Consider the following 16,975-nt stretch of genomic DNA (forward strand, 5'->3'; position numbering starts at 1 on the left):
TCCCGCAAGCGGCGAGGAAACCGCGCACTCGACGACCCAGCTTTTGAATGCGTCAAGATTGGGCGATGACGCGAATCGCGATCACTCGGACGGATCGCAACGTCCAATCCATCAATTGCAGGACACTACCCGCGCATTGGCTGCGGGCCCTCTCACGTTGGTCGTTACGCATGTTTCGACAAGACAACCGAACACCTTGCGGCGCGGTGTCCTCGCCGCTTGCGGGACGGGGCCACTGCGTACCCATGACACCGCCCCCCCTCACCAAGCTGCCGCCTTACCCAGCCCGCTTTTGCGCCAACCGCGCGAACAGCGCAGGCAAATCACGCATGTCGTCGAACACTTCAAGCACACCGATGCGGCGCAGGGTGTCGCCATGCCCCGGTGGAATGTGGCTTGCACCGGTAAACCCCAGCACCTGCATGCCGGCCGTCACGGCCGCGGTTGCACCGGTGGGGCTGTCTTCGATGACCACACAACGCTGCGGCGCGACTCCGGCGGTGCGTGCCGCCAGCAGATACACGTCCGGTGCCGGCTTGGGCCGCTCCACCATGTCGGCGCTGAAAATACGTCCCGCCGCGCGTGCGGTGAGCCCGGCCCGTTCCACCGAGGCAATCACATTGTGGCGCCGGCTATTGGAGGCCACCGCCAACGGCAGTGGAATCTGCTCCAACGCCTCGCGTACGCCTGCGATCGGCTGCACCTGCGCCTGGATCAAGGCCTCGCTGCGCGCCTGGATCTGCGCGAGCAGGGTCTCTGGCAACTGCAATGCAAAGCGCTCTTCCACCCGCCGCAGCACCTCGCGCGTGGTCTGCCCGAAGGTGGTTTCCAGCAGCTGTTCCAGCGGCTCGCTTGGCACGAAAGACGCCAGCGCCTCACGCATTACCCGGTCGGCCAGTATCTCGCTGTCGACAAGAACGCCATCACAGTCACTGATCAGTAGCTCGTACGCCATCGCACCCATCTGCTCACAAAGCGCCATTATGCCGGCCCGGGTGTGACCGTCGGCTGTGGGGCAGCAGGCTGTGGCGATGGACACCGTCGCCGCTTGCAGCATGCGCACCATCAGGACAGGCGGCCCCGAGCATGCGGCCCGCAGCACCGTCATGTCACACGCCGTACCGTCATGTCACAAAAAGCCATGTCACGAAATCTTACCGCAAGCGATTTTTCCAGCTGCTAGGATCTGCCCCGCTGCGGCGGGACTTGCTGCAGTGTCATCAGGAATGCGATCAGGAGAAGGAGATTTCGATGCAACCGCGATTCCCCGCCCTGCTCGTTCTTGCGACCTCGTTTTTCGCGGTCTCATGCACCGCCTCGCCCGGTGCCAAGGAGCAAACCACCATGTCAGCTACGCTGCAGGACCACACCGTCGCCTTCCGCGACCCCGCCCTGACCGACATCGCCCAGGCCATTGCGCACGGTGATGTGGCCCGGCTCAAGGCACTCGCCCCCACTGTCGATCTCGCCGCGCATGGCGATCAAAACGTCACCTTGCTCGAATGGGCAATCTGGAACGAGCAACCGCGCGCGCTGGCCGCATTGCTCGATGCAGGCGCAGACCCATCGCTCCCCGGCATGGACCAGGAAACGGTCGTGCACATGGCCGCCATGGCGCAAGACCCGCAGTATCTGCAGATCCTGTTGCAGCACAAGGCGCCGATCGATGTCGTCAGCGCGCGAGCGGGCTGGACGCCGCTGTTTCGCGCGGTGCAGAGCAAGCGCGATGCGCAGATCGATTTGCTGATCAAGGCCGGTGCAGATGTACAGCGCGTCGACCACACCGGCAACAGCCTGCTGCACCTTGCAGCGCAAAGTGGCGCAGCCAGCCCTGCAGTGCTCGCCCTGCTCAAGGCCGGTGTCGATCCCACCGTGCGTAATGCCCAGCAGAAGACCTTCCAGGCGTATTTCTTCACCACGCCGGACCGCCTGCTCAACGCCAGCGGCCAGCAGGTCAGGTCGGACGTACGCGCGTGGTTGAACGCCCACAACATTCCCGTGGAAAGCAGCCGCTAAGCGCGCTTTTCGCATGACGAACGCAAGGAGCCGCGCATGAGCCCGTCAGAATCCTCTTCTTCCACCCCGTTCGCAGAATCGATGCGCGGGCAACAACCGCATCCGGAAGACCGCCAGCTTCCAGCGATGCTGCAGGACCTTTACGCCACCGCCGCGCAGCGACGCGAAGGCGGCGCCGAAACCTTTGCCGCCCTGCCCAATGGCTGGTCGCGCATGGACGACCGCGCGCTGCAGCAGGCAGGCATCGACCCTGCACTGCTGCACGACGCCAAGAGCGGCTTCGATGCCGCGTTCTATCGCAATGATCAGGGGCAGGTGGTGCTGGGCTTCTGCGGCACCGACGAAGGCAAGGACTGGAAGCACAACATCGGCCAGGGCCTGGGCTTGGACGATGCGCAATACGCTTCGGCGATCCAGCTCGGTAGCCAGGCCAAACAGGCGTTCGGCGACCAGGTGGTGATCAGCGGGCATTCGCTGGGCGGCGGTCTGGCCGCGGCATCGGCAATGGTCAACGACATTCCGGCAGTGACCTATAACGCCGCCGGCGTCAACGACCGCACGCTGGAGCGCCAAGGTCTGGATGCATCGGCGGCCAAGGATTACGCCAACAGCGAATTGATCCGCGGCTACCACGTCAAGAACGAAATCCTGACCCATCTGCAGGAAGACAGCATCCCGCTCAAATGGGCCATGCCCAATGCGGCCGGTCATCAGATCGAACTGCCCGAACCGGACCCGTTGTCCTTCGGCCAGCGTCTGGTGCCGGGCATGATGCTCAAGCATCGGCTGGATCTGCACGGCATCGATTCGGTGATGAAGGCGCAGGACATGCAGTCGCAGGACCAGGCGCGCGGCACCGCATTGCAGCCCGGCAGCCAGCTATTCAACGACGCGGTGGTGCAGTTGGATGGGCAACGCGACCGCCTGGGGCTGCGCGACGACACCGCGTTTCTCAATACCGCTGCCAGCGTGGCCGCGCGTGCAGGCAACGATGGCTTGCAGCGTATCGATCACCTGGTGCCCAACCGTGACGGCGACAGCCTGATCGCGGTGCAGGGGCGCATGGACGACCCGGCCCATCTGCGCAGCCATGTGCAGACGGCATCGGCAGCCAACGAGCCGGCGCAGACCAATGTCAGCCAGCTGCACCAGCACAATCAGCAACACACCCAGCAGCCGCCGCAACCGCAGGAAGAGCAGCGCCGGGTGATTCAGCAGTAAGGCGCCAGTGGCCCGCGCAATGTAGCGGGCCACTCTTCGCCCTGCACGCGGCTGGCAGCAGCGCGTCAAGGTCTTGCGCGCGATCGCTGTCGGCTTCGCGCAGTGCAGCGTGTCTTTGAGACTAGCGCGCGTATTCGACCGCGGCGCGACGTGGCCGACACCGTGTCATCGGAGTCGTCAGCCAATCGCGTACGGTGCGCAGAAGCGACATGCCAGGCGCGGCACATGGCGCAACACCGAGCATCGCCCAGCCGCACTGGCGATTGCACAGCGGTGTGATACTCGCTCGGTCGCTTCATCGTGGCGTTGCAGATTGCGGCGCGAGTTATCCAGCGCCTGCCATCGCCCGCAAAGTAATGCCGACCAGATAGGCCAGATAGGTGCCGGTGGCGTAGCCCATCGTGCCCAGCAGCACACCGACCGGCGCCAGAGCCGGGTGAAATGCCGCGGCAACCACCGGCGCGGAGGCCGGGCCGCCGATATTGGATTGCGAGCCGATCGCAAAATAAAAGAACGGCACCCGCAACAACCGGCCAAGCCCCCATAACACGGCAATGTGCACGGCAATCCAGATCAGGCCGAGCAGAAACAACCATGGCCGGTCCAGCAGCGCCAGCAGATCCATCTGCATGCCGATGCAGGCGATCAGGAAATACAGCAGCAAGGTGCCGATCCTGGACGCGCCCGCGCCCTCCAGCGTGCGCGCACGGGTAAAGCTCAGCAGCAGGCCCAGGCTGGTCGCCAGCACCACCACCCACACGAACGGCGTGTCCAGGCTGAACTGGCTGGCCCAATCCAACTGCGCCTTGCACCACGCGGCAAGGGGATTGGCCAGGGCATGCGCAAGGCCGACACCGCCGAATGCCACCGCCACGATCACCATCAAGTCGGCCAAGCTGGGAATGCGCGCATGCTCGGCCTGGAAGCGCGCCATGCGCTCCTGCAAGGCATCCAGCGCCCGGGTGTCGGCGCCGCTGCGTGCATCGATCTTGCGCGCGCGGCCGGCCAGGAAGATCAGCGCCGCCATCCACACATAGCCCACGCCGACATCGACCACCGCGAACTGCCCGAACGTGGTTGCGTCCACATCGAACACTTCGCGCATCGCCAGCATGTTGGCGCCACCGCCGATCCAGCTGCCCGCCAGCGCTGCCATGCCGGCCCAGGTATCGCCGGCCACGGTGGCCGGATGCAGCCAGCGCATCACCCAGAACGCCACCACCGCACCCAGCATGATGCTTAGCGATGCGCCCAGATACATCGCCACCAGCTTGGGGCCGAGCCGCAGGATCGCGCGCAGATCGATGCTCAAGGTCAGCAGGATCAATGCCGCAGGCAGCAGTACGTCACGGGCGATCGGGTTGTACAACCTGGTGTTGGCACCATCGATCAAACCGACCGTGTTGTAGATGCCGGGCAGCAGATAACACAGCAACAAGGCCGGCACCACCGCGTAGAAACGCCGCCAGAACCCCTGCTCCCGCGCAGACGTCCAGAACACCGCGCCCAGGGTGGCGGCGATCAGGCCGAACACGACGATATCGTTTCGAATCAGCGCAGCACCGGCAGCATTCACGACAGGCGGACATCCAGAGAAGTAGCCGCCAGAGCGCGGACTGGCCCCAGGTGGCCAATACCTCGAATCTAGCCGACCCGGACGTCTGCGCAAATCCCGCACAGCTGCGGACAGCCGCCACCGTGGGCAATGGTTTACTGCAGCAAGCGACTGCGTTGCGTACGGCCTCAGCCGTAACGCCGCACCACCCGATCGCCGCCGCCGGTGTTGACCACCACGCCGCTGGGCTGGCCGGTGGTCAGGCAGTGCAGCTTTGCCATCCATTCGGCAAAGTCCAGGGCGCCCTGTTCGCGCAAATACCGCAGCGGCGACCAGTGCGGGCGGGTTACCCACCAGCCGCCCTGTGCGGGGTGGATGCGTACGACATAACGAGACTCGTCCATCAGGCCTCCGGCCAGTGCGTCTAGCGGTCGAGCAAGGCGCATGGGGCGTAGGGCCGCAATGCGCGAGGAATGGGAACGCCTTCTCCCGTCCGGTATGCCGGCGTGCCCTTACTCAAGGGGCCGCGGGAGAGTAGCCAATGGCCCCGCGTCCGGCATAGCCAGGATGTTCTTTTATGCATGCCAATGCCGTCGGGCTGACACTGGCAGGTCGGTAGGAAAATTCTTACGTGACACACATCACGTCCAGCGCTACATTCGGTCAGGACTGGTGAACGCCGCGTCATCAGCAACCGTCAGACGGGCGTGGACGGTGCGTAGTGGGTGATCAGTCGCTCTTGAAGACTGCCTCTGGGGAGGGGTTGCATGCATCTGCTTAGGAAATTCCAGTTTTCGGTCAAGACCGCCATGGTCATTGGCTATGTGTTGGTGATCAGGGAAGCGGTCGTGCTGTGGTCGTAAGGCTATTGCACGGTTGAGCGCGTCGGCCAGGCATGTCGGTTGGCGGCCTGCAAAGAAGAGGTAACGCGCCTGAACCGGTGTCGGTGATCGGCACCGGTCACGTCAGCGTGCGTGCAGTAACGGTGCCTGCGGCTGACGGTGCGGCCGGCGCCGATCGTGTCAGGACCCAGGCTGCCAGAGATTTGCGTGCGTACCCGTCACGGCGTCTCAGTCCGCATCGACCCAGCCGCGCTGCTGCGCGGCCGCCAGATCCGCCGGCGTGTCGATATCCAATGCCAACGCCGGGGCGCTTACGCACCCCAGGCTCTGCATGTCCAGGCTGGCGAACAGGCCCCGCAAGCCGCTATCGGCCTGCAATGGCACATCCGCCCAGGCCGCATGCGTGACCACCGCGGGAATGCCGCGCACGCCGCTGTAGCCACTGGTTGCACACCCGGAGACGGCGCGATCGGCTTCTTCCAGCAGGGAGCGCAGATGCGGGGCATCCAGCGCAGGCTGATCGCACCCCAGGATCAGGCTGCGTCGCAATGCCGGGTCGCCCTGCACATGCCGGCGCAACGCGGCCAGGCTGGAGCCCATGCCCTCGGACCAATCGGGGTGCCGCAGTATTTCGACATCCAGATCCTGCAACACCTCGCTCAACGCATCAGCATCGGCACCCAGCACGACCACGCAGCGGCGTGGCGCAGTCAGTAACGCAATGCGAGCGGCGCGATGCAGCAACGGCTCGCCATCGCGCATCAGCAATTGCTTCGAGCGGCCAAGCCGGCGCCCTGCCCCGGCGCCCAGCACCAGTGCGGCATGATCGCCACTCATGCGCCGCACGCTGCCGGCGTGGCGGCAGCAGCGTGCGGCGCTGGTTGCCAGACGGCGGGAGCGTGGCGCTTTCCGACGTCGTCACCACGTGCGGAATGGTGGGTGGCGAAGAAGCTAACGCGAACAGCATCACGCGATACGTCGACGTGGCGATCCGGAACAAGGGTCATGGCGACGTGCTGCTTGAATGGAAGACAGCTGCAGCCTAGAGCGCCGGCTGTGCGTGCAAGGTGACTACCCTTGGCGTGCGCTGTGGATGCATTGGCCAAGGCCTGCCCATAGCGATGCAGATGACAGCGTACTGTCGGAGGCCTGCCACGATAGTGCTCGAAAGCAGCTGTGTTCGACCCGACCGGCTGCGATGCGCCTTGATGACTCACGCACGCGGCAGGAGCAGCCAGCGACTTATCGGCTTGCGGTAACCGCCTGTAGATCTACCACCGCTTGCGTGGCTTCGGCGATGATGCCGAGCGCGATGGTGTGCGGTGACGAGCGCCCCATGCGCCAGCCCGCCGGCATACGCAGGCGTGCGAGCGCGGCATCGCCATACCCAAGCGCCCGCAAGGCCTGCAAGCGACATTGGCGCTTCTGCCGGCTGCCGAGGATGCCGATGCAGGCGACAGGGGACGCCAAGCCGCGCTGCGCAACCTGCATGTCGATCTCGGCATCGTGGGCCAGGCTATACAGCGCGGTGTCGGCATCCAGATGCAGGTCCTGCAGCGCATCGCCCAACGCACGTCGGTCGTAGTGCTCGGGCGCCAAGCCCGGCGGCGGTTCGCCCGGACCATGCGGCCGCAACACGCGCACATCGATGCCCATCTGGCTGGCCAACGACACCAGCGCCAGCAGTGATGGGTCGGCGCCGACCAGCACCAGCCGTAACGGCGGACGATGAGTGCGCACGAATTCGCCTGCACGCGCGTCCTGTGCATTTGCCAGGTAACGCACCGTGCCGGACGCACGATCCAAGGCCACATGAAATGCACGCCGATGCTGGCGCGCGTTACGCCAACGTGCGAGGTGCTCGCCCAGATCCGGCACCGGCCACACCAGCACGCCGATGCGCCCGCCGCAGCTGAGCTGGATGTCCAGCACCTGGCTGCCTTCGCCATAATCCAGCCAGCGCGGCTGACCATCGCGCAGCGCTGCCATGGCTTCATGCGCCACCGCCGCCTCGACACAGCCGCCTGAGACATAGCCTGCCACGCTCCCATCGGCGCTGATGGCCATCTCGCTCCCCAACGGCCGTGGGGAGGAGCCTTGCACATCGATCAAGGTCGCCATCGCCACGCGCTGCCCTGCACGCTGCCATGCGCTCAACGTTGGCAACAAATCGTCGAGCAACGCGTAGCCCGGCCATGCCGGCCACGCCGGCGGCGCATGCGCGACCTGGGCAACCACCGCGCTCACGCGCGCAGCATCTCGGGCAGGTGCGGCAGCAATTTGTCCAGGGTCACCGGATAGTCGCGCACACGCACGCCGGTTGCGTTGTACACCGCATTTGCGATGGCTGCTGCCACGCCGCAGATGCCCAACTCACCCACGCCCTTGGCCTTCATCGGCGACGATAGCGGGTCGCTTTCTTCCAGGAACACCACGTCCTGATGCGGGATGTCCGCATGCACCGGCACTTCATAGCCGGCCAGGTCGTGGTTGACGAAAAAGCCCAGGCGTTTGTCCACTGCCAGCTCTTCCATCAGTGCCGCGCCGGCGCCCATGGTCATGCCGCCGATGACCTGGCTGCGTGCGGATTTGGGGTTGAGGATGCGTCCTGCGGCGCATACGGCAAGCATGCGCCGGATGCGCACTTCGGCGGTGGCCACATCCACGCCCACCTCGACGAAATGCGCGCCGAACGTGGAAAGTTGATGCGTCTTGCTGAGGTCGCCGAACTCGATCTTGTCTTCCACCACCAGCGCGCCACTGGCCGCGGCATCGCCGAGCGCAATGCGCTTGCCACCGGCGCGCACATAGCCATCGGCAAATTCGGCAGCGGCCGGATCCAGGCCCAATTGCCTGGCCACCGCTTCACGCAACTTGACTGCGGCCGCATAGACGCCTGCGGTGGAACTGTTCGCGCCCCACTGCCCGCCGGAGCCTGCAGAGGCCGGAAAGCTCGAATCGCCCAGGCGCACATCCACCCAGTTCAGCGGGACCCCAAGCATTTCCGCAGCGGTCTGCGCAATGATGGTATAGGAGCCGGTCCCGATATCGGTCATGTCGGTTTCCACCACCACGCGCCCGCCCTGCTCCAGCCGCATACGCGCGCCGGAGGTCGTGACCGGCGCGTTGCGAAATGCCGCCGCCACGCCCATGCCGACCAGCCAACGACCGTCGCGCGTGCTGCCCGGCCTGGCCTTGCGCTTGGACCACTCGAATCGCTTTGCGCCATCTTCCAGGCACTTAACCAGCTGACGCTGCGAGAACGGGCGTTGCGGATTTTCCGGGTCTACCTGGGTGTCGTTGACGATGCGGAACTTGACCGGATCCATGTCGAGCTTTTCGGCCATCCCGTCCATGGCGATTTCCAACGCCATCAATCCCGGCGCCTCGCCCGGCGCGCGCATGGCGTTGCCTTCGGGCAGATCGAGCACGGCCAGACGGGTCGTAATCAGGCGGTTAGCACCGGCGTAGAGCAATTGCGTTTGTGCAGCGGCGTTTTCCGGGCTGCCGTCGGGCAAGTCGCCCGACCAGCTTTCATGCGCAATCGCCGTGAGCTTGCCGTCGCGCCCGGCCCCAAGCCGGATGCGTTGCACCGTGGCCGGGCGGTGGGTGGTGTTATTGGCGATCAGCGGCCGCGGCAACATCACCTTGACCGGACGTCCCACCTGACGCGCGGCCAGCGATGCCAGGACTACATCGGCACGCAGGAACAGCTTGCCGCCGAAACCGCCGCCGACGTACGGCGACATGATCCGCACGTTTTCGCGCGGGAGGCCCAGCGTCCTGGCCAGATCGCCGGCACCCCAATTGATCATCTGATTGGATGTCCACACGCTGAGCTTGTCGCCATCCCACATGGCAATCGATGCGTGCGGCTCCATCATCGCGTGCGAATGATCCGGTGTGGTGTATTGGGCATCCAGTTGCACCGGCGCCGTAGCGAAGGCAGCGTCGAAGTTGCCGACATTGCTGTTGGGCGCGTCGCCCTTCTTGGTCACCTTGGCGCCGCCACGGGCCTTTTCCAGATCGTAGGCGCCAACGTGCCGGCCGTAATCGACCTTGATCAACTGGCCGGCCGCACGCGCCTGCTCGAAGGTTTCCGCCACCACCACGGCAATGGCCTGGTGGTAATGCGCGATCTCGGGGCCACCCAACAGCTTGGCGGTGTTGAACTTGCCCTTTTGCAACTTGCCTGCGTTCTGCGCGGTCACGATGCCCAGCACGCCCGGCGCCTTGCGCGCCGCGCTCAGATCGATGCTGCGGATGGTGCCCTTGGCGATGCCTGCGCCCACCACATGCCCGTAAGCGGGCTGGCCCGGCAGGTCGTGATGTTCGTAGGCATACGGTGCCTGCCCGGTGGTCTTGAGTGGCCCGTCGATACGGTCGACGGGCTTGCCGACGACAGTGAGCTGATCGATGGGATTGGTGCCGGCGGGAGTGTCGAATTTCATATCAGGCCCTCGTGTCGGCCAGGATCGCGGTCAAGGTGCGCTCGACCAGCGGCACCTTGAATGCGTTGTGTTCGGTGGGCTGTGCGCCGTCGAGCAACACGGACGCAATGGCGCGGGCACCCTCTTTCGCTCTGGCTTCGGCAGCTTCGCTGCGCCATGGCTTGTGCGCGACGCCGCCGACTGCGACGCGTGTACTGCCATCGCGCTGGACGACGGCGGCCACCGACACCAGGGCGAACGCATACGAGGCACGGTCGCGCACCTTGCGGTACACGTGCGTGCCACCCAGCAGCTTGGGCAAGGTGACGGCGGTGATCAATTCGCCGCGCTCCAGCACGGTTTCCAGGTGCGGCGTCGTTCCCGGTGCGCGATAGAACTCGGACAGGGCCATGGCGCGCGTCTGCCCATCCGGGCGCACCGTTTCCACCACGGCATCGAGCAGGCGCATGGCAATGGCCATATCGCTGGGATGGGTGGCAATGCACGCCTCGCTGGCACCGATGACTGCCAGTTGACGGTTGTAGCCACCGATGGCCGCGCAGCCACTGCCAGGCAGTCGCTTGTTGCACGGCTGATTGGTGTCGTAGAAATAGGGACACCGCGTCCGTTGCAGCAGGTTGCCTGCCGTGGTGGCGCGATTGCGCAGTTGTCCCGAGGCACCGGCCAGCAATGCGCGCGACAGCACGGCATAATCGCGGCGCACGCGCTGGTCGGCCGCCAGATCGGTGTTGCGCACCAGTGCGCCGATGCGCAGGCCGCCCTCAGGGGTGGCCTCGATGGTATCCAGGCTCAGGCCGTTGACATCGATCAGGTGCGACGGCGTTTCGATCTGCAGCTTCATCAGATCGAGCAGGTTGGTCCCGCCTGCAATGAACTTGGCACCGGGCTGGCGCGCGGCCTTGGCTGCCGCATCGGCTGGCGAGGTGGCCCGCTCGTAGCTAAAGGCCTTCATGCGCGGCCTCCGGCAACGTCGTTGATGGCTTCAACGATGTTGGAATACGCACCGCAGCGGCAAATATTGCCGCTCATGCGCTCCTGCAATTCGGGTGTGGTGAGCTTGGTCTTTCCGGTGAGGTCTTCGGTGACATGGCTGGGGATCCCGCGCTTCACCTCGTCCAGCACCGCCACTGCCGAACAGATCTGCCCGGGCGTGCAATACCCGCATTGGTAGCCATCGTGCTTGACGAACGCCGCCTGCATGGGATGCAGCTTGTCCGGCCTGCCCAACCCTTCGATGGTGGTGACCTTGGCGCCCTCGTGCATCACTGCCAGCGACAGGCATGCGTTCATGCGTTGCCCGTCGACGATGACCGTACAGGCGCCGCACTGGCCGTGATCGCAGCCCTTCTTGGTGCCGGTGAGATGTAGATGTTCGCGCAGCGCATCCAGCAAGGTGGTGCGGTTATCCAGCGTCAGCGTGACCGGTTTGCCGTTCACCTCGAAAGCGACCTGGCTGGATGCATTGGCAGGCTCGGTTGCCGGCCGCTGCGAGATCGCAGTGGCGGCGGTGGCGGCCATCGACTGGGTTGCGGCAACGCTGGCTGCCGATGCCGTTCCTGCGATCAATACCTCGCGACGGGTCATCTTGATGTCTCTCATGGCTGGCATCTCCAACAATGCTGGCTTTTACAGTTCTCAATCAATGTGCAGCGCTGCCGGTCACAAGCGCGTGAGTGCGCGGTGGCGCCTGCGGGCGTGAAGCGGTGTATTGCCCGATTTTAGTAGCCGCCTTTGCCCGCATTAGCGCCGGGTGCTGCATGCGCCTATGAAAGACGCTCATCACTGCGAGTAACCAGGCCGATGCGCCGATGACGTTGGAGTCGGACGGGCCGGCCGAACAGTTCTTGGAATGTTGCACGTGCAGCACGTGGGTTGGCCGCCGTGGGCTGCGAACGAACGAAACTCGAGAAGTATTGGTTGCGCTCGCCAGCAGCGTCATGCAGGCGGCGGCCCTTGCACACGTCGAACTACGGAATTCACGCGCCGGCGCTGCGGACGCATCGCCCGCGCTCAGTACCGCGGGCTGGATCAGAACTCCAGCGCGATCTTGCCGAGATGCCCACCGGCCTTCTGCAGCGCGAACGCTTCACCGATCTCATCCAGCGCAAAGCTGCGATCGATCACCGGCCGCAGCGGCAAGCTGTCAAGTGCGCGCACCAGGTTCTGTTGATGCCTGCGGCTGCCAACGACCAACCCCTGCAGGCGTTGCTGGCGCCCCATCATTTCGGCAGTCGGAACCGGCCCAGCGGCACCGGTCAAGACGCCGATCAAGGCGATATGCCCATCCACGCGCGCTGCACGGATCGATTGCGTCAGCGTGCCCGGGCCACCGACCTCGACCACATGGTCCACCCCACGCCCTTCGGTGATGTCCAGGACCTGCGCCGCCCATTCGGGATGCTGCCGATAGTTGATGAGGTGGTCGGCGCCGAGCGCTCGCACCTTTTCCAGTTTCTCGTCGGATGAGGAAGTGGCGATCACGCGCGCACCCATCGCCTTGGCAAATTGCAGCGCGAAAATCGACACGCCGCCGGTGCCTAGTACCAATACGCTGTCGCCGGCCTTGAGCCCGCCATTGACCGCAAGCGCGCGCCACGCGGTAACGCCGGCAGTGGTCAGCGTCGCAGCCTCGGCATGGCTGTAACCGCGGGGCGCATGGGTGAATGCCTGCGCGTCGGCGACGACCGCCGAGCGCGCATAGCCATCGACGCCATCGCCTGGGGTGGTGGCAAAACCGGCATGCAAGGGCTCGCCGTCCAGCCACTGCGGGAAGAAGGTGGACACCACATGATCGCCCACTGCGAACTCGTCGACCTCCGGCCCCACTGCTTCCACCACGCCGGCGCCATCGGACATCGGAATACGCCCGTCTGCGGTCGGCATCTGCCCGAGCACAACGCCCAGATCATGAAAATTGAGCGAACTGGCATGCAGGCGGACGCGGATCTGACCGCGTGCAGGCTGCCCCGGATCGGGCAGTGCAACCGACTGCAGCGATGCGATGGCGGCGGGATGGCGAAGACGAATGGCGTGCATGGGGAACTCCTGAGCGTGATTCAGTACCCGGGATAGCATGCTGCCCGTTACGCAAACGCAGTCGAGCTGGCTCTGACATCTGTCGCGGTGCGTGGTGAAGCGCTGCAGCGAGCGCTGCTGCAGCGGCCAACGCGCATAACGATGCGGGCAAGCGGGCTGTTGCATACAACGTGAGGCAGCAATCACAGATCTGTCATTGCACGTGTTGCCGCACCTAGGCACGCGCGCCACGACGCGTAGGCTCGCACGGCGGTTGCATCGCCCTGGTATCCAGACAGGTAGCCACAGTGACGTCAACAAGCAAGCGGCGGCGGCAACGTGCTCAGCGCATCGCGCTGCATTTCGTGCTGACTGTGTCCTGGATGTTGTTGCTGGGCTCGGAATATTGGTCCATCCACGAAGAACGCGCGACCGCGCTGCGTAGCGCACAGGCGCAGTCGTTGAATCTGGCCAATTCGCTGGCGCAGCATGCCAGCGACACCCTGTCCATTGCCGACGCAGTGCTGTCCGGGCTGGTGTCGCGGGTCGAACACGACCAGGGCTCCAGCGCGGCGCGTTCTGCGATGCATGAGTTTCTGGTGCGCGAAGCGCGCCGCTCCGATCGCCTGCATGGCATCTTCATCTATGCCGCGGACGGCAGTTGGGTGAGCTCGTCGCTGGACAGCACCCCCAGGACCCACAACAACGCCGACCGCGCCTATTTCAAATACCACCGCGACCATCGCGACGCCTTGTCGCTGGTCGGCCCGCCCGTGCAAAGCCGCTCGGACGGCTCCTGGGTGCTGACCTTGAGCCGCCGTCTCAACGCCCCCGGCGGCGAGTTCGCCGGCGTGGTGCTGGTCACCCTGCAGCTGAAGTATTTCCACAGCTACTACAGCACCTTCGAAGTTGGCCCGCACGGCACCATCGGCATGACCAACGACGATGGCATCGTGATGGTGCGCCGGCCAGACAAACAGGGCGTGATCGGCACCTCGATCGCGGGGACGTCGATCTACGTGACCATGCGCGCGCGCAAGCACGGCACCGCCACCTATCGCTCGCCGATCGACGGCGTGGAGCGCATCTCCAGCTTTGCACCGGCGCGCCCCTATCCGCTGACCGTGCTGACCGGCGTTTCGGTCGACGATGCGTTGGCGAACTGGCGGGAAGCCGCGCGCCAGCGCATCGTGGTGGCCGCGCTGGGTTGCACCCTGCTGCTGGGCGTGGGGATCTGGCTGGATTTGCAACTGCGCCGCATGCATCGCAACGAAGCAAAGCTGAGTACCGAAGCCTGGGTAGACGCGTTGACCGGCATCGCCAACCGGCGCGCCTTCGACCACCGATTATCGCGTGCGTTGCAGGACGCGGTTCGCCTGGAGGCGCCATTGTCGGTGCTGATGATCGACGTCGACCACTTCAAACTCTACAACGACACCTATGGCCACGTGAACGGCGATGCCTGCCTGCGTTTGATCGCAGGCGCCATTGCCGGCTGCTCGCGCCGCAGCGAAGACCTCGCCGCGCGCTACGGCGGCGAAGAGTTCGGCATGATCCTGCCGCATACCGATGCCGCCGGCGCGCTGCGCCTGGCCGACGCCGTGCGCAATGCGGTCGCCGAGCTCGGCCTGATGCACCTGTCCAGCCCCACCAGCGCGCACGTCACCGTCAGCATCGGCGCAGCCACCTTCGAGCCGGGGGAAGCGCCGCTGAGCCCCAACGCCATCGTGCACGATGCCGATTCGGCGCTGTATCGCGCCAAGCAGAAGGGACGCAATCGCACATCAGCCTAGCGCTGCCGGGGTGCCGACAACCTGCAGTAGAGGTCACGCTGCTGTCGTAAGGTGGATGTCGCGAGCCTGGAGCAACGCATGGACGGCGCACCCACTCCATGCGTTACGCACAAGCCTGCGATGGAGGGGCGCTGCACGTACGACCCGCGCCTCCGAGCACGCGTGACACCCGCGTGGCCCTTGCCGCCGTTCTGCCGAAACCGGCCAATGCCTGCGCGGACTTCCCATAACGCGGAAGGCCCGCGCAATGCGGGCCTTCCTGGATGACGCAACGACGAGCTGTCCTCAGAACGGGATATCGTCGTCTGCGAAATCGTCCATCGGCGGTGCCGACTGCTGCTGGGCCGGCTGCTGACGGCGCGGCGCATAGTCCTGACCACCGCCACCGCCGCCGTATCCACCACCCTGCCCACCACCGCCGCCCTGCTGACGCGGCGCCGAGCGCTGCGGGCGATCGCCGCCCATCCCGCCACCGCCGCCTTCACCACGGCCGCCGAGCATCTGCATCTCGTTGGCGACGATGTCGGTGCTGTACTTTTCCACGCCGTCCTGGCCGGTGTACTTGTCGTAGCGCAGTTCGCCTTCGACGTAGACCTGCGAACCCTTGCGCAGGTACTCGCCGGCGATTTCGCCCAGCTTTCCGAAAAACACCACGCGGTGCCACTCGGTGCGTTCCTGGTTATTGCCGTCGCGGTCCTTGCGCATGCTGGTGGTGGCCAGGCTCACGCGCGTGATTGCCATGCCGGCCTGGGTGTACTTGGTGTCGGGATCGTTGCCGAGGTTGCCGACGAGGATGACTTTGTTGATGCCGCGGGCCATAGGTGCTTCCGAGATGATGCGCTGGCGCCGGGAGCGCGCAACGATGAATGTCTGTGCGGCAATGTTACCGCACCTGCCGCTCGGCGGTCCTGGCGGGTTGCCGCGCGGCGCTGCCGGGCAAGTGCCTTGCCAAGGGTCGGAAATCCAGCCCGTACAGACCTTTGCGGGTCACGGCCCAGCTGCGCAGGGCGGCAAATGTGAAGACGCCGGATGTGCCCGGCGGGACGGATCCGGCCGGGGCACCTATAATCGGCCCACATCACGAATGCCTGCGCATGACCATCGCCGAAGACCTCCCCACCGTGCTGGGCCTGCCCCAGATCCAGTCCCTCGCCGCGCCCGACATGGCCGCGGTCGACGCACTGATCCGCCGCCGTCTGGCCTCGGACGTCGTGCTGATCAACCAGATTGCCGATCACATCATCTCTGCCGGCGGCAAACGCCTGCGCCCGATGCTGGTGATGCTGGCCGGTCACGCCGCTGGCGGCTCCGGCCCGGAGCACCACCAACTGGCGGCAATCATCGAATTCATCCACACCTCGACCCTGCTGCACGACGACGTGGTGGACGAATCGGACCTGCGCCGCGGACGCAGCACTGCCAACGCGCTATGGGGCAACGCTCCCAGCGTGCTGGTGGGCGACTTCCTGTATTCGCGCAGCTTCCAGCTGATGGTCGAACTGGACCGCATGGAAGTCATGCAGATCCTGGCCGACACCACCAACCGCATCGCCGAGGGCGAAGTGCTGCAGCTGCTGCACGTGCACAACCCCGACACCGACGAAGCGGCCTACCTGCGCGTGATCGAGCGCAAGACCGCGGTGCTGTTCGCCGCCGGCACGCGTCTGGGTGCGCTTGCCTCCGGCGCCAGCGCGCAGGTGCAGCAGCAGTTGTACGACTACGGCATGCAGCTGGGCTTTGCCTTCCAGATCGCCGACGACGTGCTCGACTACGCCGCCGAGGCCGCGGACCTGGGCAAGAACCTGGGCGACGACCTGGCCGAAGGCAAGGCCACCCTGCCGCTGATCCACGCAATGGCGCACTCGGATGCCACCACCCGTGAGCGCCTGCGACAGATCGTCGAGCAAGGCGATGCGGCGGCGATGCCGGAAGTGCTGGCCGCCATCCATGCCACCGGCGGGTTGGACTACAGCCGTCAACGCGCGGCCGAATACGCCGCTGCCGCCGAACAGGCGCTGGAAACCCTGCCGCACAGCCCTGCCGTGGCGGCGTTGCGCGGCCTGGCGCGCTACGCGGTCGAGC

The 16,975-nt window shown here is 65.5% G+C and carries 14 protein-coding genes; 4 read left to right on the forward strand and 10 right to left on the reverse strand.

The features are described 5' to 3' along the window. Positions 1–277 precede the first annotated feature (277 nt). The gene (locus LN450_RS16345) at positions 278–982 is read right to left on the reverse strand and encodes an HAD family hydrolase (RefSeq protein ID WP_011348086.1); all 705 of its coding nucleotides are present in this window, start codon (positions 980–982) and stop codon (positions 278–280) included. A 224-nt stretch (positions 983–1,206) separates the two neighbouring features. Between LN450_RS16345 and LN450_RS16350 the strand changes: the two genes are divergently transcribed. Beyond that, positions 1,207–2,016, forward strand: a complete 810-nt coding sequence (locus LN450_RS16350) for an ankyrin repeat domain-containing protein (protein ID WP_039416659.1) — start codon at positions 1,207–1,209, stop codon at positions 2,014–2,016. Between the two features lie 36 nt (positions 2,017–2,052). Continuing rightward, positions 2,053–3,237 (forward strand): Tle-like phospholipase domain-containing protein, encoded by a 1,185-nt coding sequence (locus tag LN450_RS16355; protein ID WP_011348088.1) that lies wholly within the window; start codon positions 2,053–2,055, stop codon positions 3,235–3,237. Between the two features lie 325 nt (positions 3,238–3,562). Here LN450_RS16355 and LN450_RS16360 read toward each other — a convergent pair whose 3' ends face one another. From LN450_RS16360 to LN450_RS16395, 8 genes are all read right to left on the reverse strand, one after another. Continuing rightward, positions 3,563–4,813: a DUF819 family protein gene (locus LN450_RS16360; protein ID WP_011348089.1), complete on the reverse strand. Its 1,251-nt coding sequence runs from the start codon at positions 4,811–4,813 to the stop codon at positions 3,563–3,565. A gap of 167 nt (positions 4,814–4,980) precedes the next feature. Beyond that, entirely contained in the window at positions 4,981–5,196 is a 216-nt protein-coding gene (locus LN450_RS16365) for a hypothetical protein (RefSeq protein WP_008572430.1), read from the reverse strand. Positions 5,197–5,862: 666 nt separating this feature from the next. Further along, the gene (locus LN450_RS16370; RefSeq protein WP_011348091.1) at positions 5,863–6,471 is read right to left on the reverse strand and encodes a nucleotidyltransferase family protein; all 609 of its coding nucleotides are present in this window, start codon (positions 6,469–6,471) and stop codon (positions 5,863–5,865) included. 405 nt (positions 6,472–6,876) lie between these two features. Continuing rightward, entirely contained in the window at positions 6,877–7,881 is a 1,005-nt protein-coding gene (locus LN450_RS16375) for an XdhC family protein (protein ID WP_039416651.1), read from the reverse strand. Next, positions 7,878–10,085, reverse strand: coding sequence for an aldehyde oxidoreductase molybdenum-binding subunit PaoC (paoC, locus tag LN450_RS16380; protein ID WP_011348093.1), 2,208 nt, complete (start codon positions 10,083–10,085; stop codon positions 7,878–7,880). The genes LN450_RS16375 and paoC overlap by 4 nt, the downstream gene beginning before the upstream one ends. 1 nt (position 10,086) lies before the next feature. Continuing rightward, entirely contained in the window at positions 10,087–11,037 is a 951-nt protein-coding gene (locus tag LN450_RS16385; RefSeq protein WP_011348094.1) for an FAD binding domain-containing protein, read from the reverse strand. Beyond that, on the reverse strand, positions 11,034–11,693 hold the full coding sequence (gene paoA / locus LN450_RS16390) for an aldehyde dehydrogenase iron-sulfur subunit PaoA (protein WP_256359218.1): 660 nt from the start codon (positions 11,691–11,693) through the stop codon (positions 11,034–11,036). Before paoA ends, LN450_RS16385 begins: the two co-directional genes overlap by 4 nt. Positions 11,694–12,113: 420 nt before the next feature. Continuing rightward, entirely contained in the window at positions 12,114–13,121 is a 1,008-nt protein-coding gene (locus LN450_RS16395) for a zinc-dependent alcohol dehydrogenase family protein (RefSeq protein ID WP_011348096.1), read from the reverse strand. A gap of 287 nt (positions 13,122–13,408) precedes the next feature. Here LN450_RS16395 and LN450_RS16400 point away from each other — a divergent pair, with 287 nt between their 5' ends. Further along, positions 13,409–14,893, forward strand: coding sequence for a GGDEF domain-containing protein (locus tag LN450_RS16400; protein ID WP_011348097.1), 1,485 nt, complete (start codon positions 13,409–13,411; stop codon positions 14,891–14,893). 285 nt (positions 14,894–15,178) lie between these two features. Here the strand turns inward: LN450_RS16400 and LN450_RS16405 are convergent, their stop codons facing one another. Next, entirely contained in the window at positions 15,179–15,712 is a 534-nt protein-coding gene (locus LN450_RS16405; RefSeq protein ID WP_008572410.1) for a single-stranded DNA-binding protein, read from the reverse strand. A 275-nt stretch (positions 15,713–15,987) separates the two neighbouring features. Here LN450_RS16405 and LN450_RS16410 point away from each other — a divergent pair. After that, positions 15,988–16,975: polyprenyl synthetase family protein (locus tag LN450_RS16410; protein ID WP_228892914.1), on the forward strand; the 988-nt coding region annotated here is incomplete at its 3' end.

Source organism: Xanthomonas euvesicatoria pv. euvesicatoria (assembly GCF_020880415.1).
Classification (GTDB): Bacteria; Pseudomonadota; Gammaproteobacteria; order Xanthomonadales; family Xanthomonadaceae; genus Xanthomonas; species Xanthomonas euvesicatoria.

Excerpts from the sequence above, each read along its gene's own strand:
- LN450_RS16345 (WP_011348086.1), bottom strand. The coding sequence starts at position 982 with ATGGCGCTTTGTGAGCAGATGGGTGCGATGGCGTACGAGCTACTGATC.
- LN450_RS16355 (WP_011348088.1), top strand. The coding sequence starts at position 2,053 with ATGAGCCCGTCAGAATCCTCTTCTTCCACCCCGTTCGCAGAATCGATG.
- LN450_RS16365 (WP_008572430.1), bottom strand. The coding sequence starts at position 5,196 with ATGGACGAGTCTCGTTATGTCGTACGCATCCACCCCGCACAGGGCGGC.
- LN450_RS16370 (WP_011348091.1), bottom strand. The coding sequence starts at position 6,471 with ATGAGTGGCGATCATGCCGCACTGGTGCTGGGCGCCGGGGCAGGGCGC.
- paoC (WP_011348093.1), bottom strand. The coding sequence starts at position 10,085 with ATGAAATTCGACACTCCCGCCGGCACCAATCCCATCGATCAGCTCACT.
- LN450_RS16385 (WP_011348094.1), bottom strand. The coding sequence starts at position 11,037 with ATGAAGGCCTTTAGCTACGAGCGGGCCACCTCGCCAGCCGATGCGGCA.
- paoA (WP_256359218.1), bottom strand. The coding sequence starts at position 11,693 with ATGCCAGCCATGAGAGACATCAAGATGACCCGTCGCGAGGTATTGATC.
- LN450_RS16395 (WP_011348096.1), bottom strand. The coding sequence starts at position 13,121 with ATGCACGCCATTCGTCTTCGCCATCCCGCCGCCATCGCATCGCTGCAG.
- LN450_RS16405 (WP_008572410.1), bottom strand. The coding sequence starts at position 15,712 with ATGGCCCGCGGCATCAACAAAGTCATCCTCGTCGGCAACCTCGGCAAC.